The organism is Paenibacillus xylanexedens (assembly GCF_017874615.1).
GTDB classification, from domain to species: domain Bacteria; phylum Bacillota; class Bacilli; order Paenibacillales; family Paenibacillaceae; genus Paenibacillus; species Paenibacillus xylanexedens.
In genome coordinates, this window is sequence record NZ_JAGIKV010000015.1 from 12,681 (window position 1) to 35,270 (window position 22,590).

The window sequence follows — 22,590 nt, forward strand, 5'->3', positions numbered from 1 at the left end:
ACCCATGCACGGATCGGCTCATAACTGATATGATGGATACAACAAATTTACAACATCACGTCACAGACGTGGTGATTACTGAACCTATGTTTACCCCAGGAGATGGAATGATGAACATACCGAATAACATGAGGATGGATGATGCGCAGTGGCAACAATTAATTCGGGAAGTTGCAGAGCATTTTAACAACCTGACGATCATGCGCGGATTCCAATATTATAAACAAAAACGTGTCGGACCATTAACCTATTCAGAACAACAAGGGATTTCGGCCGTTGTACAAGGATCGGAAGAGTACGAAGTAACATTGAGCATGCAATCCCTGACTACAAGTCATTGTACCTGCCCGGTGAGTTCCGTATGCAAACATATGACGGCTGTATTGATGAGTTATGCCGAACAACTGGAGCGACCTGTGCATGCTATTGTAAATGCACACTCCAGTACTGCGCTCAAACAAACGACCAAACCCATCGGTGCCATGTCCGCAGGACTATCCAGCTATACAGAAGCCGATGAACAACAGGATATGGACATTCCGGACAACCAATACAGCCAGATCAAGGAACGTGCAACAGAGCTTGCTGATCTCGAAATCTCGGAATGGCATGAACTATTCCACTCCTGTCTGAGACGGCTGGGTACTGGCACAGCAAGCACATCCTACGTACAGGAAGCAACGGACGAGCTCTATGCTATTAAACCAAGGCTAACCCCTGCGATGGACCAACTTTTTGAACTACATGTGCAGCTGCACCTCATCCGATTCTGCGTGCCGCCTGCTCGTAACTCCATCACGCATACCCCCGTGTACTTGAGCTACCCTGCCCAGCTCGCGGTGGATGCACTTCAGAAAGACATTGAACGGATCTTTAACCATCCGCTAGACCTGTCAGGTCTAAAGGGAAACAAGCTTGAACAACTTTGGAACAGACTGGCCGAAACCTCGGCTTATTTACGCAAACAGATGATGCCTGAGACAGCCAGCATGATGTTCTTCACTCCGATCTATCGACAACTGTGGTTGAACTGGATCGTACCTGAGCTTCAAGGGTCGCGGGACATGTTAGCGTCGGAACAGGCTATCTTAAATGATATAGAACGTAATATAACCGCCGCTTCGACACCATCCCAGTCAGGTGGAAGTGTCTTGAGTAGCGCTCAAAGTAATGGAAGTAGTAGTGATAGACCAGGCAAAGCCGTAACACTGCCTCTGCCGCTAGTACTCGCGCAGAGCTGGATGCACTTCCATCTGGGGCAAGATGATCACGCATGGCAGCGGCTCATCCATGGAAGCTCGGCCTACGGTTTCCCGCCAGAACAACTGTTGCATTTTCTCCATGTACTCGCAGATTCGGCTGAATGGAAGCGGCTTGGCGATTGGTTGGTACAACTTGGCCCCCTTCTGGCGAATCGGCGCAATACACCTTTGAATGATTACATGCAACTATGGGATACGGCCATTCAACATCTGCCCGATGCAGAGAACCGTATGTGGGACACGCTTGTCAGTATGCTTCCCCACTCCCGCCCCGCCTACGAGGATGCTATGCATTCGCGTGGACAGTGGCGCAGATGGATTGATTTTCAGCTGAGTACGGGAACGGAACCTCTCGAATTCCGCGTAGCGATGCTGCAACCAATCGAAAAAGATGCACCTGAGCTGCTGCTTCCCTTCTATCATCAGGCAGTGGAGCGTTATATCGGACACAAAAACAGGGACGGATACAAAGCAGCGGTGAAGCTGTTGAAACGTCTGTCCAAAATCTATAAAAAAATGAAGCAAGAAGCGCACTGGGAGCAATTCATCACCACACTCGCCGTTCGTAACAGTCGGCTGCGCGCCCTGCAGGAAGAGCTTCGGAAAGGTAAACTGATCTCATGAGCTTAATTCATCCTTACACTGAAACGATTGAGGTTCACGTCGCTTTAACCGGATATGGCGATGCTTTGTTTTACGGAGCACTCAACACACACCACTTTGTACCGGGACAGTCGCTTAAGCAGCGATTGTTCGCTTGGCATGCGCCTTCCTTCTACGGGACCGAACTGGAAGTTCGGCAGATTGAGGAGATTGAGCTGGTTGTTCTGCCTGCGGAAGAAGTGATTCCCTTTTTTGCCGAGATGCATACCCTGCTTCATATTGAATGGAAGTGGGACGAGCAAGCGGAACATCTGATTCGACTGGCTCCGGCACTCGCAGCATCTATCGAAAAACGCAAATACATGCCTAGCTTCGAGGCCTACCGTGCAGGACAGCTTCAGTGGACCTGGGACCCGGATAGCTTGAAAAAGCAGGAGCGGGCATCGCTTACGAAAGCGATTCAGCAGACGGACGAGAGCTATGCCGAGGGACTTGGGGCGGCTTACTCCGCCTTCGTATTCCAACGCTGGTACAGTTCGGAAGAAGCTGCGACGGATCTGCGGCGTGAATTTCCGCAGTTGTTCCCAGAGCGCGGCACTCTCCCTAAGACAGCCGGAATGGACGCCCAGTCCTGGCTCGTATCCATTGGCTGGAAAGCAGATGCCGCACCATTCAGACCCATGCTGCAATTGCAGGAGCCGGACGAGGATGAGCCATCTTGGCGGCTGCGACTGGTGTTGCAGAACAAGCTGGATGCCGCCGTATTGGTACCCGTCATGCTGGATTCACGCGGCAGACTTGAAGGCGAATGGCCAGAGGTATGGACACCGTTCATTCTGGATCGCTCCGCCGGATGGCTGGATCAGCTGCGTGCACATCTGCCGCGTCTCGGAAGCTCCATTAGCGGCAGGCGGGATGTGCTGAGTGATCCTTTGGGAGATCAGGAAGCCTGGCAGTTCCTGACGCAGGATAGCGGGCGGTTGCTCGCAGCGGGCTGGCAAGTTCTGCTGCCTGGTTGGTGGGAAGCAGCCCGTAAGAAGAAACCAAAGTTGCGTGCCAAGGTGCAGCCGGAGGAAGGCAGTGAGCGGGGACAGTCGTTCTTTGGACTGGACTCGATTATTCATTTTGACTGGCGAATTGCGATTGGTGACACGGATCTCAGCGAAGATGAATTCGCCGACCTTGTTGCCCGTAATGAACGATTGGTTCGCTTCCGCGGAGAATGGGTTCCACTTGATCCCGACCTGCTGGAACAGATACGTCGTGCCATGGGCGGTGTAGATCGGGAACAGGGACTCTCATTCCAGGATATTCTGCACCTGCATCTGCTGCACAATGAGCAACGGGAATATCGCAACCAGAAATGGAAGGAAGGACAACAAACCGAGGAAGAGCAGCAACCACAGGATGATCAGAATATTCGGCTGGAAGTAGAACTGAATGAGCACCTGAACCGGGTTATTGCACAACTCGGGGGCGGACAAGGCGGCGCACCTTCCCTGCCCATTCCGACAGGGCTTCATGCCGAGCTGCGATCGTATCAGAAGGAAGGTTTTGCATGGCTTGGTTTCCTGCGCAGATTCGGACTTGGGGCATGTCTTGCCGATGATATGGGTCTCGGGAAAACCATTCAGTTCATTACGTATCTGTTACACATCAAGGATCATGAACCACGTAAGCCGGGACAGGCTCCGGCACTTCTGATCTGTCCAACTTCTGTATTGGGCAACTGGCAAAAGGAGATTAGCCGCTTCGCACCCTCCATTAATGTCAGCCTACATTACGGGGCCCGCCGATTAAGCGGGGAAGAATTCCGGGAGCAGACGGAACAGGTGGACATTATCATCACGTCCTTTGCTACGGCTACACTGGATCAGGAAATGTTGCAGACTTACACGTGGGCGTGCATCTGTCTTGATGAAGCACAGAATATCAAAAACGCCCAGACCAAACAGTCTCTGGCTGTCCGCAGTTTCCCGGCGAAACACCGCATTGCAATGACGGGTACGCCGATTGAGAATCGGTTGTCCGAGCTGTGGTCAATATATGACTTTATCAATCCAGGATATCTGGGCAACGCCCGGGCATTCCAGACTCGCTTCATCAGTGCTATAGAGAAAGACAAGGACGAGCAACGGATGCAGGATCTGCAGCAATTGGTGAAACCATTCATGCTACGCCGTAAGAAAAAAGATCCGAATATCCAGCTCGATCTGCCGGACAAAAACGAGATGAAGACCTACATTCACCTGACGGGCGAACAAAGTGCTTTGTATGACCAGTCCGTACAGGCCCTGATGGATAAAATGAAAGAACTGGAAGGTATCAAGCGCAAAGGTGCGATCCTATCAGCCCTAACTCAGCTTAAGCAATTGTGTGACCACCCACTTCTGCTGACCAAAGAGGCCTTGCCAGAGGAACTGCCCGAAGACGGCGCATTAACATCTTCTTATGACGTGTACAGTCCGCAAGATATGGCGATGCTGATCAGCCGCTCTGCGAAGCTGGAACGACTGATGGAGCTTGTCCGCGAATTACGGGACGAGGGTGAGCGATGCCTGATTTTCACCCAATACATCGGTATGGGTCAGATGCTGCAACAGGTACTGCGTCAGGAGTTGCAGGAACCTGTGCTGTATCTGCACGGGGGTACGTCCAAGACGGGACGGGATCGTATGATTGAGGAATTCCAATCCCGTACATTGCCTGAGGACAAGCAACCGTCCGTCTTCATTCTGTCCATCAAGGCAGGCGGTGTGGGATTGAATCTGACGGCGGCCAATCATGTGTTCCATTTTGACCGCTGGTGGAACCCGGCTGTTGAGAATCAAGCTACCGACCGAGCTTATCGGATGGGTCAGACCAAGGATGTTCAGGTGCATAAGTTCATCTCTCTTGGCACATTGGAGGAGCGGATCGACGAGATGTTGGAGAGCAAACAGCAGCTCAGCGATAACATCATCACAAGCTCCGAGAACTGGATTACCGAATTGTCCACGGATGAGTTGCAGGATCTGTTCACTCGGCGTCGTGACTGGTCGGGCTAACTTGGATTGAAGAAAACAGTATACAGACTGGGTCCACACCCGGATTAGATGAGATATATCATAAAAAAGAGAAATACAAAAAGAGCGAAGTTTCGGAAAGTAAATTCCGGCTTCGCTCTTTTTGTGTTGTTGCAGTGAATCATCCGTTCTTAACGCATGTTACCGATGATGGATGATCTTGAATCCTGCATTTTTTTGACAAAGTTCGTCATAACATCAAACGCTTCATTGCGCTTGTTGGACATGGACTGCAGACGAAGCATGTCCATCTGTTGCGAGTTGCTTGCAGCATCAATTTGACCTTTCAGCTTTTGAACAGCTGCTTCATCCCCGTTTTGCTGGGCTACCTGTAATTGAGAGTTCAACTCAGCGATCTGTTGATTACGGTTCTGTACTTCCTGAATTTGCATTTGCAATTGCACATCCAGCAATTTGGTACGTTCTTGTTGGACCATCATCAAAGCCGTTTCGATATCCATACTGCTAATGTTGGCAGGTGTTACGCTAGAGATGTTGGAGACTGAAACTGTGCTCGCTGAAGCTGAAGAGACAATGGATACTGCAGCAACGGCAGCAACTACGGTTGAAGCGAAAAATTTGCCTGAACGTTTCATGAATGTTCCTCCAAGTATATATGTAATATGTACCAGTTTTTCGTTGGCATCTTCCGCCATTCTAAATCAAAAGAACTAGTTGTTCAATCAAATTAACATCAAATTTGAATTAATTTCGATATCGCTTACACACGTCTACCTCCGCTTACAAATTGAGTAAATTAAGCAGGGCATAATAAGTAAAAGTGCATTCTTACGGGCATATTTACTACGACTAGGTTGTTCTTTTCACCTCCGCTTGAAAGTCAAATTGGAGATCGACGATACGTTCATGGTTTTACTTTAGAACATGGTTATGTTATATTTACTAATATATTTTACACAATTTAATTTTGTGATATTTAATATAAATTGATGTTATATACTTTATGGGAGGTTTTTATATGAAAAAAATACTGGTTGTTCTAACAAATGTAGATAAGTACGCAACGAAAGACGAGCCTACTGGCTTGTGGCTGAGCGAAGCAACTCACTTTATTGAAGAGTTTGACCATAATGACAATGTTCAGATCGATCTGGTTAGCCCTAAAGGTGGGAACGTACCTCTTGATCCGAAAAGTCTGGGCGACTCTCTGGATGAGAGCACCAAAGCCTATTTCGAGAACGAAACGTTCATGAACCAATTGAAAAATACGTTGAAACCTAGCGAAGTGAATGCAAGTGACTACGATGCAATCTACTTCACAGGCGGTCACGGTACGATGTGGGATTTCCCGGACAATGCTGAACTTCAAGAGCTTTCTCGTGAAATCTATGAAAAGGGTGGCGTTGTATCCGGCGTGTGCCACGGAGTTACAGCCCTGTTGAATGTGAAGTTGTCCAACGGTCTGCTTTTGATCAACGACAAAACGGTTTCCGGCTTCACGAATGAAGAAGAAACATTGGCTCAACAAACCGAGTATGTTCCTTTCCTGTTGGAAGATGCATTGAGAGAACGCGCTGCACAATATGATAAAGCTGCTGCCTTCAGCTCCTATGTCACAACAGATGGCCGCGTGGTCACAGGACAGAATCCGCAATCCAGCAAAGCTGTAGCTGAAAGTGTTAAAAAATTGCTGGATCTGTAAAATAAACCGATCGATCCCTCTCCTCCCCCAGGAGATCCTATAGATGTACAAAGCAAAACAGCACGTGATCCGTCATAACCTGACAGAACACGTGCTGTTTTTTTCTAGTGATTTGTTGATGCAGAAGCTTCCGTCGCTGTTCCTCCAGCCAAACGCTTCACGATATAAGGCACGGTCACCGACGTCAGGATCACGGCAAACGCAATCTGAGCGATAGCTGTGTCTACATAAGGTGCATACGCCGGATTGAACCCGGCAACCATCGAAGGCACCACCATGGACAATCCAGCAACCGAACATGTCGCAGCCGCTGCGTAACCGGGTCGTCTTAATATCGTTCGATCTATTCCAATGAGCGGCAACATGCAGATCAGCAAAAATAATACCGTGACCAACAAGCCGGACAGACTGGACTGAAATGCAATACGCAGATCAATATTGGACCCAAAGCTTGTGCCCAGGAAAGGCAGCAGAATCAGTGTTCCCGGAGCAAACATCTTCTGTATATTACTATCCAGGTTACCAAGCAGTATCCCGATCAAGAAAGGCACTAGCGTAGCAAGTACACTGAGGTAATCGATACCGACACCGCTTGCCGAATTCAAGATCATGACCGGAATAACCGGTACGGCGATCAGATTCAGAATGCCAAACGCAGCCCGATCCACATCATCTCCATATGTGTTCATCAAGGCCAGATATAATCCTGGATTACAACTGGTCAGAACGGCAATGAAGGCTACCGCAGACACTCCCCCGACCCCACTTATGCCAAAAAAGTGTACAAACGCCCATCCGAACAGGCAGCTGATGAGGATACGGGAGATACAGAGCACCCCTGCTCTCTTCAAAGTCACCAGAAGCTGTGACAAATTAAGCTGTGTTCCTGATATCAGTAAAATCATACCGATCAGCACCATGGTACCTTTCGATGTGAATAGCGCTGTTGTTGGATCTCCGATCTGAAAAAACGATGGAAAAACCGTGTTGATGACCGCGGCGGCCAGCATAGGAACAATCAGCAAGCCGCCTGGGATTTTTTTGATACGACCCAGAATGTTCATGGTGCGTTACAGTTCTGCTCCGTTGGTACGGATCACATTCTGATACCAGAAGAACGAATCCTTACGATATCTTTTCAGCGTACCATTGCCATAGTCATCCTGATCCACGTAGATAAATCCGTACCGTTTGCTCATCTCGGAAGTACCTGAACTGATCATGTCGATTGGCCCCCACATTGTGTAACCCAACACCTCGACCCCATCCGCAATGGCGAGTCCCATCTGTTCGATATGTTTGCTCAGGAAATCAATCCGGTAAGGATCGTTGATCGTTCCATCTTCATTCAGTTTATCGTAGAAACCTGAGCTATTCTCCAGAATGAAGACAGGCTTTTGATACCGGTCATAGACGAGATTAAGCGTATACCGCAGGCCAATCGGATCAATCTGCCAACCCCACTCGTTAGCGGGCAGATGCGGGTTTTTATATACGCTGTGTACATTACCTGCAGTTAGTTCGAGCTGCTCCGTATCACTGCTGGAAATCATCGAGTTGTAATACGACATCCCCACAAAATCAGCCGTGTGTGCGCGAATGCTATCCAGATCGCCATCCTCGATGTTCAACTGGATCTCCTTGTTTTTGAAATACGTTTTACTATAGTAAGGGTATTCGCCTTTATTAAGCACATCGAGATAAAATTGATTCTTCATCTGATCATCCTGCTGCATCTGAAGTGCATCTTCCGGCTTGCAAGTGTAAGGATACGTTGTAAAATAAGCGACCATACTTCCGATCTGGTTATTCGGATCAATCTCATGGGCTATCTTGGTTGCTCTGGACGCAGCTATAAATTGATGATGCAACCCCTGGAACAGCATTTCTTCATAATTTGGAGCATCATAGTCAATGATTCCCAGCGTCTTGGCCGATGCTTTCACGCTCATGTTGATCTCGTTGAACGTCACCCAATATTTCACTTTGCCCTTGTAGCGATTGAACAGCACATCACAATAGTTCACATACAGATCGATCAGCTTGCGGTTATACCATCCTCCGAACTTGTCCATCAGTACAATTGGCGTATCAAAGTGACTGATGGTGATTAGGGGCTCCATACCGTGTTTAAGACATTCATCAATAACCTGATCATAGAACTCTAGTGCCTTTTCGTTCGGAGCGGCATCGTCGCCACCTGGAAATACTCTGGCCCATGAAATGGAATAACGAAACACTTTGAAGCCCATCTCGGCGAACAAGGCGATATCTTCACGGAAAGAATGATAGAAATCAATTCCCCGGCGCTTTGGATATTTCACGGTATCCGGGTCATTCCTTGCCTCTTCAATCATCTCCCAATTCACTCTGATCTGCTTGGTCACTTTGCGATCGTTCTTCTCATTAAACTTCATCACTTCTGGAATGGTCAGACTCTTGCCGTCCACATTATAAGCTCCCTCGGCCTGACAGGCAGACAGTGCACCGCCCCATAAAAAATCTTTTGGAAAATTGGAATTCGTCATTTTAGTTTCCTCCTGTTATTACGTGTTATTAGGTCTTATTACAAGTTTTATGGAATCAGCTTGATCAAAGGTTCACTCTCCCGGATCGGGCCGCTGGTCGCTGTAGTCAGCACATCTCCGTACTGTTGCATGTTGGTTACCACAATCGATGTAATGGTGTTATAGCCTGCTGACGTAATGCCCTCCGGATCAAACTCCACCAATAAATCCCCGGCCTTGATTGTCTGTCCCTGCTCGATATGGGCGTTAAAATATTTGCCTTTCAGACTGACGGTATCCACCCCGATATGAATCAGGATCTCAACACCATTCGCGGCTTTCAACCCGATGGCGTGTTTGGTGCGATAAAGTGCTTCGACTACTCCGTCAAATGGAGCATATACTTTGCCCTCTGTCGGAACGATTGCAATGCCTTTACCCATCAATTCTTGGGCAAACGCTTGATCCTCCACTTCAGAGATCGGTTTGATCTCCCCTGTCATTGGACTAACGATAAGCATGTCAGAAGATGTGGATGTCTGTGATGATACGGACGCTGGAGTTACCTCTGTGGCAACGATTGTTTGATTGCTATTTACTTTATTCGTAGCTTGCTGCTTCGATTTATTTCCATCTGTATCTTCCTTGATGCCCGCCAACAGCGTGAACACAAACCCGAGTACAACTGCGGCAACACAACCAATAACGACATACATGTAACGATCAGAGGAATACGTGCCAATTGCCAATACACCTGGAAGTGAAATTGCATTCGCTGTTGTATGCACCAAGCTGTAGAATCCACCAACTAATCCGCCTGCCAGACAACCTGCGAAAAACGGACGTTTGTATTTTAGCGTCACACCATAGATCGCTGGCTCAGTAATCCCGAATAACGCGGTGAATCCACTCGAAGCAGCCGCTGATTTCATCGTTTTACTCTTCGTTAGGACAAAAACACCGAAGGCTGCTCCAGCCTGAGCCAAATTCGCCGCTAGTGCCGTTGGTAACAACACGGTTGCGCCCAGTGTAGCCACTTGTTGAACCTGAATCGGCATGATGGCATAGTGCATACCGAACATAACCATGATCGGTTTGAAAAATCCAAGAATCGCACCAGCAAGAACACCTGCAGTAGAGAACAATGAGTTAATACCATTGGTCAACCAGTCACCGATATATGATCCTACTGGGCCAAGCACGATCAGTTCCACTGGAATCATAATGAACAAAACAATCATTGGGGTAAGCAGGACCTGTAGAAACTTGGGAATCACTCGATTGACGATTGGATACACATAACTCATAATCCATACCGCCAGAATGATTGGAATGACGGAAGAGGAATATTTCATCAACAGAATCGGCATGCCGAGAAAATCAATACTGTTTACACCTGTCTCAGCAATCTGAGCTGCAGCGTTCAAAATGGTTGGATGCATCAGCCCCGCAGCAAGAGCTACCGCCAAATAGGGATTAGTTTTGAAACGGTTTGCTGCACTAACAGCCAGAAAGAACGGCATGAAGTAGAAAATGCAGTCCCCGATCATGTTAATGATCGTCAGGAAGCCAGAACCCTCCAGGTAACCCATTGCAGTTATAACGGTAGCCAGACATTTGATCATCCCGCAACCAACAAGTGCTGGCAGAACAGGCGTGAATATACCTGCGATAGTTTCAAGCACTACGTTGATGGGGTTACGTCTCTTTTTCGGTCCACTGTCTGTAGACTCCGTAAGCTCACCAATATGGTCAGAAGTTAAATTCTTCACTTCACTGTATACCGCGTCTACTTTGGCACCGATAACAACCTGAACCTGTCCACCGGAATTTTGTGCCTTGAGCACGCCTTCGAGCTGATCCAGCGCCTTGAGGTCTGCTTTGTTATCATCCTTCAATACGAATCTCAAACGGGTTGCACAGTGTGTCAGACCCGATATATTTTGCTCGCCGCCAACGAGATCAAGTACGTTTTTAGCCAAGTCTTTGTTGTTCATGACCCTTCTCCTCTACATGAATAAATTGGATATATAAAAAATGACCAAGCCGGGGAATCGTCATTCCCTACGCTTGGTCATGCCTGATCGAATCAGTAACAGTCCAATATGGATTATTCGGTTAGTTCATTCCGTTGGTTCATTTGAGATCAATCGTTGGATATGCAGAATCAGATATAATTTTTCATCATCGGAACAGGTCCAGCCATAATTATTTTTCAGGAAATCAGCAATCTTCTCCACACAAGCCAGTTCTTTCGGAAACTTCTCCTTCACCATCAGGAAAAGCGATTCATTCTCATCTTTGAGCGATTTACCGCTCATCTGCCTCAGAATGAAATACCGGATATGTGTGGCAAAGCGCATGAAATGGATGGAATCCTCCTGAAAGTCAATTTTGAGAGCATATTTGATCACGGACAGGATCTCGCCCGTAACTGTAGTTACCTTGGTGGTGTCCGTCATCTCTCCAGAGCCCACCTGTGCATTAACAAAATGCAGAGCAATCAGTGTTGTTTCGGCTGTTGGCAGAGCGATATCCGTTTTTTCCTGAATCAGCTTCAGCGCAGCCTCCCCCACCCGGGTCTCGTCCGGATAGAGTGTCCGCACTTCCCATTCCAGCGGGTTTTTGATACGGATACCTTCTCTGGTTCGGGTTAATGCAAAACTGATATGGTCGGACAGGGTGAGAAGCAGATTCGGGTTAAATGTTTTATTCAGGATCTGACTGCCCAGCTTGATGACTTCCTCCGCGAGATAAATATCCTCAATCGGAATGCTGTTCAGCAGGTCATACATACGGATGTTCTTTGGTGCTACAAATATTTTTTCCACCAAGTCCGTCTCCGTCAGCTCATAGGGCGTTTTCAGAAATCCGACCCCTTTACCTACGACAAAAACCTCTTCGTTATGTTCATTAATAGCGATGGCTACGTTATTGTTTACTTTCTTGATAACCTTCAATGTTCTCACCCCCCCAACAAAAATAAAAAAAGACCGAAAGCGATTACAGTAAAGCAATCGAATTCGGTCATGCCTGGTTTCCCCAGTAACAGTCCGTGTTATGAATATAAGTTTATTATAGTGCTGTTTTTGAAAAAGTCAATCATCCAATCTTAGGGAAACATACCTCTGCAAAGCAGATGAAAAAAACAAAGCGCTGTGGTACAATGAAGGAATTGTGTATTCACAGACAGACATGTGGGTAAAGGTGCTGAATCGATTGTGGATCAGTGCTCTTTATCCATGACTATGCTGCCATTCTAGGGAGGCTTATGGAACAACCATGCTCATTATTGGTATCGCCGGAGGAACCGGCTCCGGTAAAACGACGGTAGCTCGCTCCGTCATAGACCGTCTGGGATCAGGTAAGGTTACTTTTATCTCCCAAGACAATTATTACAAAGACCAGTCGCAGCTCACACCTGAGCAACGCCGACTCACCAATTACGATCACCCGTTTGCATTCGATAATGATCTGTTGATTGAGCATCTCACCCTGTTAAAAAAAGGCCAAGCGGCGTATGCCCCCGTATATGACTTCACCATAGATAACCGTGCTGCCAATGAGACGGTTGAACTGGCACCGAACCATATTGTCATTGTAGAAGGATTACATGTGCTGATTGACGAACATCTTCGCAGTCTGATGGACATCAAAGTATTCGTTGATACTGATTCCGATGTGCGGATTCTGCGGAGAGTACTGCGGGACATTGAAGAACGCGGACGCACGATCCAATCCGTGTACAAACAATATCTCGAAACGGTAAAACCAATGCATGATGCTTTTATCGAGCCATCCAAAAAGTATGCCGATATCATTATTCCAGAAGGCGGACATAATGAAGTAGGTATTCAGATGTTATCCATCCTCACTGAGAAATACCTCACCGGGGAAAATTGGAACGGCGCTTAATTTGCTGCAAAGCAACACAACAGAAATCCAGGTTACGATACAGCGTAATCTGGATTTTTTGTTGATTTTTCATTTATAATAGTCCCCAATAGTTGAAAGGAGATCTACCCCTATGGCTACTTTTGAAGAGTTCATGCAACATGACATCCGGGTTGGTACAGTGGTGGAAGCCGAACCCTTCCCCAAGGCTCGCATACCCGCTATTAAAATGACGATCGACTTCGGACCATTTGGTCTTAAGCGCTCTAGTGCTCAGATTACTCAGCGATACACGCCTGACATGATCATTGGCAAACAGGTCGTTGCTGTAGTTGATTTTCCACCTCGGCGGATTGCCGGTTTTGTCTCTGAAGTACTTGTGCTGGGCGGCGTGCCTGGTGAAGGCGATGTTATCTTGCTCACCCCGGATAGTCCATTACCTAATGGAACACCGATAGCCTGACTTTATTTGGAGTAAGAAGAATAGGGCTTTTCAAATGTTTGGAAATCGAGTATTCTTGATTTATTGATTATTGATGGAACTACATATGTTGGAGACCTTAAAGCATAAGGCTATGAATCTGCGGATTCGTGGCCTTTTTTTGTGTTTTTTGAGGAAATATAGGTCTTGAGAATTAGTCGCAGTTGTGTGGAGAGGAGGAAATATATTGATAAATCATACCAATAGCCTAGTTATACATGGTAGAATATTGATTATTATTACAAATTTAGTATCTAGTAGCCTAACTTGTACATACCAAAGACAAAAAACTGCAATTGAGAGGAGTAAGATTCATGAAAAAAATGATGATTTCCGGCGTAACGGCATTAGCTTTATTAACAGGGGGTATCGTAGGTTTTGGAAGTGTTGGGAGTTCTGTAGAAGCCGCACAAGCTACAACTAAATTCAAGGACGTTCCAGCTACACACTGGGCATCTTCAGCAATTAATTCGGCCGTGGAACAAGGTTATTTCAAGGGGTATGCCGACGGGACATTTAAACCAAGTTCACCAGTCACCAAAGCTGAAATGGCAAGTATCCTTGGACGTTTATCCGACCAGCCTAATGCAACGACACAAGAACAAAACAATTTCACGGACATACCCGAATGGGCCAAAAGCGGTGTCTCTATTGCTATTGCAAAAGGTTTTATCAACCCTTCTAATTACAAGGGAAAATTGGATGCACAAGGCGCTCTTCAACGAGGAGAAATGGCTACTTGGCTGACGCAAGGGCTAACCGTGGTTGATCCTGAGTACAAACAAGCAATCTCTGATGTGACGAACACCGTTGTGCCTGCAAAGGAATATTTCACAGGTAAACTCGCAAGCGCTCAAAAAAATGCTGTAGCCGTTGCCCTGGGAACGGGACTGATGAGTGTGGCAAACGATAAAACATTTGGCGTTGATCGTACTACCACTCGGGCGGAAGTTGCTGTGTTGATCGCCCGTTATGCAGCAGTTGCCAAGACAAAACCTGCCGATTTTCAAGGTTTAAATGAGCTACGGGCGGTGGGATTGACGGGGACCAATTTGAATATTATTGCGCCTAAGTATCAGAAAGCAGGACCAGAAAAATTTTCTGAATCGTATGATTACAGCAAAGTAACTGGAGATTTTGGGAAAGTTCGTAATCAAGAATTAGTTACAGTAACGAATTATGCAGATCTGAAGGTCAAGAACTGGATCATCGTCAATCCATATGTAAAAGAAACTGAGAGAAGTATCTATTATCCTGTTTTCGTTGATGAAAAAGATAGATTACTAAGAGGCGCTTATTATTCTTTCACAGAGTTTGATATTAGTATTAAGAACTCTATGAATCAACTGCAAGCCGGTAGTCTTATCCATTCCCCAACTATTAATGCTCTAACTTCACCAAGCACCAAAGCTTTTAGCGAGTACGGACCTAAACATATAAATGATTTACTCGGACCCAAAGGCGTGTTTATCGTAAAGAACCCTGTTTACTGGGGCCATGGTCTCTTACATTTTGATAAGTCACTAAATCCTGGAGTACGCCTGACGCTCAAAGATGGAACAAACTATACTGTAGTTCCAAATTAAACTATGAAAAGGGTGTTCCAATGTGCAGTTCTATAAATCATTAAAAAAATTATTAATAGCATATATAACATTGTGTATATTGTTCCCAGCCCCTTCAGTTGTTTTTGCTGGAGGAGGGCCTGGAACAAAGCCAGTGTTAGAATCCTCTCATATAGTACCTCCATCACCTGCAAAGTCTCAGAAAAAAGTAATCCCCGTTGAGGGCAGTGGAATGTCTAATATCGGTGTTTATGTTTACCAGCTCGATAATTTAAGATGGCGTGTAGATGGAGAATGCAACGGCCAAACATTAAGCAATAACCCCGATACTAACAAACCAAACTCATCATTAGTTTGCGTAAATCTTTCACTGGATGCACCAAGCTACAAACCCTCTGAGTACTTTGATCGTTCCGGTCAGAGGTATTCTAGAAGTGAATTAACTACAATTTCGTTAAAGCCCATGTACATGGATAACACACAATATTACTTACCAGGAAAACCAATCTTGGTTAGTGTGGAATCATTTGACGGTGATACGGTGAAATTTACAACTCAAATCGGAGGTGCGATTGAACCAACAGCCCACAGACCCTATAATCCACCTAAATTCTCTGCCGACTACATATTCAATACGGATATATATTGGCGGGCCTTTGCCGAAATAACCAAAGAGATCAATCTTACCGCTGGCGGACAACTTAGCTTGAACCAGTCCAAACAATTGAATGCAACGGTCAAGACGAAAACTGGAGATGGAAACTTTGGAGCAGAGACCAATGTAAACACTGGAAGCGGTGGTACAACTACATGGGAATCATCCAATCCTGGTGTTGCTACCGTTAGTAACTCCGGATTAGTCCAAGCTGTCAGTAGGGGAACTACAACCATCACCGTACTGTGGAAGAAAGATGGATTTCAGTTAACTACCACAACAAACATTGGTGTTGAAGAGAACCCAGGTACTGGCGAGGGCGACGGTAACGGGGGCGGTGGTGGAGGTTGCACACCAACGATTGGACCACCTTCTGCTGGAACCATCATGAGCATGAATGATCTCGATCCAAATACCAACGGTGTTATCAAGTCAGATAACAGAGATAATGAAACATTCAATGTGTTAAAAGGAATACCTACTTCCGAATCACTCTACACAAATGCCTTTGCTGACAATTATCTGTTTAAACAAGCCTGGGCGAAAATGAGCGGTAAAGTTACATACAACTGTAATGTCACAATCTCGTACGACAGAGAGTGGACAGTACCTGGACCAGATGAATGTGATGATGATGGTTGTACACCAGGGCCACCTGTACCCGCGAACGACACGGTACCCAAGCCATACAACTTCCAGATCACAAGAGACTACTCCTACTGGAAAATTAACAATCTGGAAGTATACAAGATCGCTAAAGCAACCATGAACAATTATGCTTTGCCCGGTGAGACCGTTACGATGAATCCAACAGGATACACACCACCAACACTGGAGTCTAAAAATGATGAATCCGTAGAAAGCCATGTTCGACCAGGGCAAACCACTTCAATCTCATATACTCCACCCAAATTAACAGGTGGTTTGAACCAACCTCCCAGTGTGCCTGATGATACATCACGGTTAAAAGGGATGGCTGAATCCAACACACCTCAAAGTAAAGTGAATAATGATCTAGTGAAATTCAACAACACAACCATTATGAATGATGTGGAAGCAACCAAAGATGGCCCAACGCCATCCAATATTCCTAATCCAACGATGATTGGGCGCGATGTGCTGTACAAACCGGGTAATATGATCAGCAATTCCCTGCTTAATAAAGCAAACACCACAAGCTCTGGTGAAATCTATTATGATTTGCTACCGGGTAACGTGAATGGGGGTGCCAATAAAATATTACCAATTAACGGCATCAACACGGTCACGGTACACACCCCTGTCGTCAACTACGCCTGGGTATCGGATGATCAACCGCATAATCAGAAAACCGTACCGGACCCAACCAGCGCTGCACTCATTCTGGAACGTCCGTTCATTGTGCGAATTCCCACATCAGGACAGCACTTAGACGCAGCGAGTTATCCCGGTTATGGGAATCGGGACTATGCCAAATATTTTCGAATCAAACAGGTGCAATTCCCGTTTGATGTCTATAACGCAGATCGGAGCCAGTTTATCCCTGCTAAGACATGGGTGGATATTCCGGTCAATCAACTGGACACAACATTCTATCTCCCTGTATGGGTAGACGAAGGCAAATACCATATTGTATTCCGCAATATTGCAGAGAATGCACCTGCAAACTTTACCGAGCAACAGGATGCCAATACCAATCTGGCACATCATGTTGCAGCAGATACCGTACCGGTAGATGTCATCGGAAGGTTATATGATTTTCAGGTCACTGATATCTCCGATTACAACTGGGAAAATGTATTTCGCAAGCGATTGGGCAGTCCCGACCCAACGGGCTATAGCTACTGGACTGGGATGAATAGCATTGATGGTGATCCACGAGGTAATCTGGCTCCATTTGTATTGCCCATCCGACCAGGAAGCCATCCGGTGCAGGGATTCGCTAACGCGACTGTGAAGACAGGATACCATTTCAAGTTCGATCTGAAGACCAAGGGCAATATGTTTGGCAAACAGGATGGTATTCGAATTACACCCACTTTTGCTTTTGTGAATAAAGACGGGTCCTCCCGACAAGAAGTGGATCTGTACTACCATCGAGGCCAGGAACGCCTGATCCGTATCGGATCGTCTCAGGATCTGGAGAAACGCTTTGTTGTCCTGAACTCACGTCTTAGAAATGTACCCGGTACAGAGTTAGGCGATACAGCGCGTTATCAGTATACTTATGAACTGACAGCGGAAGAACGCAGCCAGCGTACGTTGGCAGAACATATGGTTCGCCTGGTCGATCAGACTTCTCATCAAAAAACATGGGTAGGTCGCTATGATTGGATGATCCTGTCTGCTCCAATTCGGACACTCATCGGACCCAAAACGGGCATTCCTTCCGGGGTCAACGTGGACCGGGCCAATGCAGCAATCCAGCGTTGGTACGGGGAGTACAGCTTGCCGGCCGATGTATATGCCGTACCAAAAGGTACGGCTCTCGAACCCCTCGCCCGACAAAATCAGCTGGATGAGAAATCGAAGATTTTTCTAAAGAATGGTTATATCGTAGTCAACTTCAACATGGAGAGCCTGCGGAATGGAAATACAGAGGCGCCCCATCTGCAATACATTCATGCACCGCTGATGAATCAATGGCAGATGGAAGGTTTCAACAAAACGCCAACAGACAGTCAAGGCAGAACCTGGCCACTGAAGGATGGCGATATTGTCTTTTACCATGCTGATCAGTCCAGCCGAAAAGACTTCCAATCCCAAGTACCGCACTAGTTTGAATCTCTCATGTCAGCACGACTGGCTAAGCATATGTAGCCAACTACATGTGGACAGAAGAGTCTGTATGCGGAGTACCTCTCCGAAATAAGACTGAATATCTGTATACCGATAATCACCCAATGAAGCAATCAATAAATATATGATGAAATAGCCATGAAGTGCCAGACTGAGTACTATACAGCCTGCGCAAAACTATGGTGTGCTTAATGACATAGGTGTACTGAACCACATACGATAAAGCATTCACAAGTGATTCCAGTGTCACATCCCAACTTCACACAACATGCCTGTTATACAACAAAAGGGTTATCCTGAAAGTCATCTATGGACTTTTGGGGTAACCCTTCTTGCATCATTCTCTTTTTATAACCTTACTTAGACTATAAAGAAAAACCGCACATCAGTATTATCCTGACAGACTTTCTCCAGGAGAGAGGTAGGTTAGCAAGAACGTCAGCAACGTGATACCGAACAATACGCTATCAGTTGTACCAATCGTTTAACGATATATCTGCTCAAGTGCTCTAACGTCCTTCCTTACAACTTTATGTATGTGCCATGATGTTCTCCGTCCACAGCTCCGCTGAAAACTTATAAATTCTATCAAAAAAGGCGGCCCTCTCCGTGTCACTGGATGAGGACGCCTTAAATAAACAGATTTCCAGAAAAAATCATGCTCTCTAAACACCTTCCTATCTCCCGTAGGGTACTACTGTATTTGTTAAACCTGGCAGGTCTCCTGGCTCCAGAATCATGGTCATTGCAGCTCCTTTCCGGTCTAAACCAGTGGATTATCGCTACTGGACTCCTCTGCTACAGTGGCAGGACCGCGCCGGTATTACACCGGACTTCCCTATTAAGCTTCCACCCTGACGGGCAAAGCACCAAGTTCCACATATTCAATTACACTTCTGTATCAGTAAAGCGGGACAACGTTTAATGATCAAAATTTTTCTTTTAAATTTAAAACACTAGATATGTCTAATCTCGATTTCTCGAACCCTTTGGAGACACACCCGTCACTCGCTTGAACATCTTGGAAAAAAGTAATGGGTCCGTATAGCCGACAGAATGGGCCACTTCACTGACCGACAGCCCTGGATTCTGAAGAAGTTCGGCAGCCCGATTCATGCGGTACTCCAGAAAAAAGGACTGTAGCGACATGCCATATCGCTCTTTGAACAATCCCGACAGATACGTGCGATCCAGCCCCACAGCTTGGGCAATATCCAGAATGGAGGTTCGCTGGCTGTACCTGTTCTCCATAAACTGCACCGCCTGCCGGATATACGCATCTTTGCTCGAAAGAAGCTGCCCTATTTCTTCCTCCACAGGCGAAGAAGAGATTAATTCTGCCATCAAGCGGTACAAGAGACTCTGATTCATCACATCTCCTCCCGGACGCGTAGAAGCCTGGACCATCTCCGTATACAACTGTTCCATCGTATTTGTATCATGGGCATCATATATCGGGCGCTCCGGGCTCAATTGGGCACGTTGCATGAATGCTTTGGCTTGTACACCCTTGAATCCAAACCACGAATACGTCCAGGGCTCCTTCGGATCTGCCTCATAATGAATGAGTGTGTCGGGGAGAATGACAAAACCCTGTCCCTCGCTAAGCTTGTATTCCTGATCCCCCATATACACGGTACCCTGTCCTTCATGGATGTAATGCACAATGTAAGAATCACGTACACCGGGTCCCCAATAATGCGCAGGGTCACATGCCTCCCACCCAAAAAACAACAAAATCAGCTCCATCTGTGTCCAGCCTGCGGGAACCACATTCATCTCAATGCGACTCATTTTTCGCCCTCCATCCTGACTTCGTTCGGCTTATCTCTTCATTCAATCAATTTATATTATAACAGCTAAATTTCTTCCATATTAATTGAAAGCGGGAACAAAAATGGGATTATGCCATGTTTGAAAGGGTTTGAGCCATAGTTATATGTGCCAAATCGGCCTATAGTTGGGGTACAACATTTTTCAGGGAGGCTGAACTTAAATGAATAAAATTACGTTTCTCGGTGCGGGAAGCACCGTCTTTGTCAAAAATGTATTGGGTGATGTCATGATGACCGAAGCACTGCAAGATTTTGAATTGGCATTGTTCGATATCGATGCTGAACGTTTGAGCGATTCAGAGCGTTTGCTGACCAGTCTGGCCCGTTCACTCGGAAGTCGTTGCGTTGTGAACGTATATCATGACCGCAAAGAAGCGCTACGCGGAGCCAAATATGTCATCAACGCCATCCAGGTCGGTGGATATGATCCATGCACCATTACGGACTTCGAGATTCCGAAGAAATACGGACTGCGTCAAACAATTGCAGATACACTCGGCATTGGCGGAATTTTCCGTAACTTGCGGACGATTCCGGCCATGCTGGATTTCGCCCGAGATATGCAGGAAGTATGTCCAGATGCATGGTTCCTGAACTACACCAACCCGATGGCCGTGCTTACCAACGTCATGAATGTGCATGGTGGGATCAAAACTGTAGGATTGTGTCATAGTGTGCAGGTATGTGTACCGCATCTATTCGATGCACTTGGGATCGATCAGACAGGTGTTGTGGCTAAGATTGCAGGGATCAACCACATGGCGTGGCTGCTCGAAGTTACCAAAGACGGGCAGGATCTGTACCCCGAGATCAAACGTCTGGCGAAGGAAAAACAGAAGGAACAGCATGACGACATGGTTCGTTTTGAGTTGATGCAGCGTTTTGGCTATTATGTAACGGAATCCTCTGAACATAATGCCGAGTACCACCCTTACTTCATCAAGCGGAATTACCCAGAGTTGATCGAACGCTTCAACATTCCACTGGATGAGTATCCACGCCGCTGTGTGAACCAGATTGAAGGCTGGAAAGAAATGCGTACCAAGCTGTTTGCCAGCGAAAATATTGAACATACCCGCAGCCGTGAATACGCATCCCATATTATCGAAGCGATGGAGACGAATAACCCGTACAAGATTGGCGGAAACGTTATGAACAACGGACTGATCACCAACCTGCCTCGCGAGGCTTGTGTTGAGGTACCTTGTTTGGTGGATGGATCAGGAGTCAGCCCTACGTACATTGGGGATCTGCCTCCACAACTCGCGGCATTGAACCGGACAAACATCAACACGCAACTGCTAACAATTGAAGCGGCAATCACTGGAAAAAAAGAACATATCTATCACGCCGCCATGCTTGATCCACATACAGCTGCGGAGCTGTCTATCGATGACATCGTAGCGATGTGTGATGAGTTGATTGAGGCTCACGGCGACTGGTTGCCAAAATACACGTCATAATACAAAAGCACCGTTTCCTTTGCAGCTAAAGGGGACGGTGTATTGTTCGTTCTATAGCGCTCACCCGCTGAAGCGTACATCACATCATTTATAAGAAACGCCCCGCTCCATTAAACCTTATTCTGCAGGAAGCAAAAAGCGATAACCAATGCCAGGCTCCGTTTGAATATATCGGGGATTCGTCGGATCTTCCTTTAATTTTTTACGCAGATGTCCCACATATACCCGGAGGTAATGACTGTCAGACTCATGATGATGCCCTCCCCATACTTGCTGCAAAAGCTGACGCTGAGTGATGATTTTCCCCGCATTCGAGGCGAGCACCTTCAGCATCTCATATTCCGTCGGGGTTAATTTGACCAAAGTCCCCTCCAGTTCGACCTGCCTTTGGGCCAGGTCAACCGTTAGTGATCCGAAGCGCAGTATTGGCTCATCCGTCGTTTTGGCTACATGACGCAGCGCCACCCGAATACGGGCGACCAACTCACCCATTCCAAATGGTTTGGTCACATAATCATCTGCACCACCATCCAACGCGGCAATTTTGTCTCCCTCCTGATCCTTCGCTGTCAGCACAATAATCGGCACTTGTGACCATTCACGAATCCGGAGAAGGACCTCCATGCCAGACATGCCCGGCAGACCAAGATCAAGGATGATCAGATCCGGATGTACAATACTGGCCTGAATAACGCCCTCTTCGCCATCCCCACACTCGTAGAGTTCGAATTGGTGTGCCTGAAGGGTGACCTTGAGCAATTTGCGAATCTGCGGCTCATCATCGATCACCAGTATGCGAGCCCCTAGTGGTGCGTTCAT

The 22,590-nt window shown here is 46.7% G+C and carries 15 protein-coding genes and 1 riboswitch; of the genes, 8 read left to right on the forward strand and 7 right to left on the reverse strand.

From position 1 onward, the window contains the following. Positions 1 to 107: 107 nt before the first annotated feature. On the forward strand, positions 108 to 1,886 hold the full coding sequence (locus J2Z28_RS19100) for an SWIM zinc finger family protein (RefSeq protein ID WP_211083741.1): 1,779 nt from the start codon (positions 108 to 110) through the stop codon (positions 1,884 to 1,886). 5 nt (positions 1,887 to 1,891) lie between these two features. After that, positions 1,892 to 4,912 carry a DEAD/DEAH box helicase gene (locus J2Z28_RS19105; protein WP_211083896.1) on the forward strand — a complete coding sequence of 1,007 codons (3,021 nt, stop codon included), beginning with the start codon at positions 1,892 to 1,894 and terminating at the stop codon, positions 4,910 to 4,912. A gap of 149 nt (positions 4,913 to 5,061) precedes the next feature. Here J2Z28_RS19105 and J2Z28_RS19110 read toward each other — a convergent pair whose 3' ends face one another. After that, entirely contained in the window at positions 5,062 to 5,526 is a 465-nt protein-coding gene (locus J2Z28_RS19110; RefSeq protein ID WP_244988411.1) for a hypothetical protein, read from the reverse strand. Between the two features lie 383 nt (positions 5,527 to 5,909). On the opposite strand from J2Z28_RS19110, the gene J2Z28_RS19115 reads away from it, so the two are divergent. Beyond that, positions 5,910 to 6,593 carry a type 1 glutamine amidotransferase domain-containing protein gene (locus tag J2Z28_RS19115; protein WP_211083743.1) on the forward strand — a complete coding sequence of 228 codons (684 nt, stop codon included), beginning with the start codon at positions 5,910 to 5,912 and terminating at the stop codon, positions 6,591 to 6,593. A gap of 104 nt (positions 6,594 to 6,697) precedes the next feature. Here J2Z28_RS19115 and J2Z28_RS19120 read toward each other — a convergent pair whose 3' ends face one another. The 4 genes from J2Z28_RS19120 to J2Z28_RS19135 all read right to left on the reverse strand — a co-directional run bounded on the left by J2Z28_RS19120 (position 6,698) and on the right by J2Z28_RS19135 (position 12,060). Beyond that, positions 6,698 to 7,657: a 2-keto-3-deoxygluconate permease gene (locus J2Z28_RS19120; RefSeq protein WP_211083745.1), complete on the reverse strand. Its 960-nt coding sequence runs from the start codon at positions 7,655 to 7,657 to the stop codon at positions 6,698 to 6,700. Between the two features lie 6 nt (positions 7,658 to 7,663). Then, complete coding sequence (locus tag J2Z28_RS19125) at positions 7,664 to 9,121, reverse strand: glycoside hydrolase family 1 protein (protein ID WP_211083747.1); 1,458 nt, start codon at positions 9,119 to 9,121, stop codon at positions 7,664 to 7,666. A 47-nt stretch (positions 9,122 to 9,168) separates the two neighbouring features. After that, a complete protein-coding gene (locus J2Z28_RS19130) occupies positions 9,169 to 11,097 on the reverse strand; it encodes a beta-glucoside-specific PTS transporter subunit IIABC (RefSeq protein WP_211083749.1) in 1,929 nt (642 codons plus the stop codon). Between the two features lie 126 nt (positions 11,098 to 11,223). Then, positions 11,224 to 12,060, reverse strand: coding sequence for a PRD domain-containing protein (locus tag J2Z28_RS19135; RefSeq protein WP_036616378.1), 837 nt, complete (start codon positions 12,058 to 12,060; stop codon positions 11,224 to 11,226). Between the two features lie 322 nt (positions 12,061 to 12,382). On the opposite strand from J2Z28_RS19135, the gene udk reads away from it, so the two are divergent. The 4 genes from udk (at position 12,383) to J2Z28_RS19155 (ending at position 18,452) form a co-directional block, all read left to right on the forward strand. Then, positions 12,383 to 13,015 carry a uridine kinase gene (udk, locus tag J2Z28_RS19140; protein ID WP_017691162.1) on the forward strand — a complete coding sequence of 211 codons (633 nt, stop codon included), beginning with the start codon at positions 12,383 to 12,385 and terminating at the stop codon, positions 13,013 to 13,015. A 112-nt stretch (positions 13,016 to 13,127) separates the two neighbouring features. Next, positions 13,128 to 13,457 carry a chaperone CsaA gene (gene csaA / locus J2Z28_RS19145; protein ID WP_211083751.1) on the forward strand — a complete coding sequence of 110 codons (330 nt, stop codon included), beginning with the start codon at positions 13,128 to 13,130 and terminating at the stop codon, positions 13,455 to 13,457. A 332-nt stretch (positions 13,458 to 13,789) separates the two neighbouring features. Continuing rightward, positions 13,790 to 15,061 carry an S-layer homology domain-containing protein gene (locus tag J2Z28_RS19150; protein WP_211083753.1) on the forward strand — a complete coding sequence of 424 codons (1,272 nt, stop codon included), beginning with the start codon at positions 13,790 to 13,792 and terminating at the stop codon, positions 15,059 to 15,061. A 496-nt stretch (positions 15,062 to 15,557) separates the two neighbouring features. Further along, positions 15,558 to 18,452, forward strand: a complete 2,895-nt coding sequence (locus J2Z28_RS19155) for a DUF5704 domain-containing protein (protein ID WP_342357525.1) — start codon at positions 15,558 to 15,560, stop codon at positions 18,450 to 18,452. A 718-nt stretch (positions 18,453 to 19,170) separates the two neighbouring features. Continuing rightward, a riboswitch (cobalamin riboswitch) is annotated at positions 19,171 to 19,362 on the reverse strand. A 77-nt stretch (positions 19,363 to 19,439) separates the two neighbouring features. Here J2Z28_RS19155 and J2Z28_RS19160 read toward each other — a convergent pair. After that, positions 19,440 to 20,267, reverse strand: coding sequence for an AraC family transcriptional regulator (locus J2Z28_RS19160; RefSeq protein WP_211083755.1), 828 nt, complete (start codon positions 20,265 to 20,267; stop codon positions 19,440 to 19,442). Between the two features lie 202 nt (positions 20,268 to 20,469). Between J2Z28_RS19160 and melA the strand changes: the two genes are divergently transcribed. Next, entirely contained in the window at positions 20,470 to 21,771 is a 1,302-nt protein-coding gene (melA, locus tag J2Z28_RS19165) for an alpha-glucosidase/alpha-galactosidase (protein ID WP_211083757.1), read from the forward strand. 117 nt (positions 21,772 to 21,888) lie between these two features. Here the strand turns inward: melA and J2Z28_RS19170 are convergent, their stop codons facing one another. Then, a complete protein-coding gene (locus J2Z28_RS19170; RefSeq protein ID WP_211083760.1) occupies positions 21,889 to 22,590 on the reverse strand; it encodes a response regulator in 702 nt (233 codons plus the stop codon).

Coding starts and splice junctions, on each gene's coding strand:
- J2Z28_RS19100 (WP_211083741.1), top strand. CDS start 108: ATGATGAACATACCGAATAACATGAGGATGGATGATGCGCAGTGGCAA.
- J2Z28_RS19110 (WP_244988411.1), bottom strand. CDS start 5,526: ATGAAACGTTCAGGCAAATTTTTCGCTTCAACCGTAGTTGCTGCCGTT.
- J2Z28_RS19115 (WP_211083743.1), top strand. CDS start 5,910: ATGAAAAAAATACTGGTTGTTCTAACAAATGTAGATAAGTACGCAACG.
- J2Z28_RS19120 (WP_211083745.1), bottom strand. CDS start 7,657: ATGAACATTCTGGGTCGTATCAAAAAAATCCCAGGCGGCTTGCTGATT.
- J2Z28_RS19125 (WP_211083747.1), bottom strand. CDS start 9,121: ATGACGAATTCCAATTTTCCAAAAGATTTTTTATGGGGCGGTGCACTG.
- J2Z28_RS19130 (WP_211083749.1), bottom strand. CDS start 11,097: ATGAACAACAAAGACTTGGCTAAAAACGTACTTGATCTCGTTGGCGGC.
- udk (WP_017691162.1), top strand. CDS start 12,383: ATGCTCATTATTGGTATCGCCGGAGGAACCGGCTCCGGTAAAACGACG.
- csaA (WP_211083751.1), top strand. CDS start 13,128: ATGGCTACTTTTGAAGAGTTCATGCAACATGACATCCGGGTTGGTACA.
- J2Z28_RS19150 (WP_211083753.1), top strand. CDS start 13,790: ATGAAAAAAATGATGATTTCCGGCGTAACGGCATTAGCTTTATTAACA.
- J2Z28_RS19160 (WP_211083755.1), bottom strand. CDS start 20,267: ATGAGTCGCATTGAGATGAATGTGGTTCCCGCAGGCTGGACACAGATG.
- melA (WP_211083757.1), top strand. CDS start 20,470: ATGAATAAAATTACGTTTCTCGGTGCGGGAAGCACCGTCTTTGTCAAA.
- J2Z28_RS19170 (WP_211083760.1), bottom strand. CDS start 22,590: ATGAACGCACCACTAGGGGCTCGCATACTGGTGATCGATGATGAGCCG.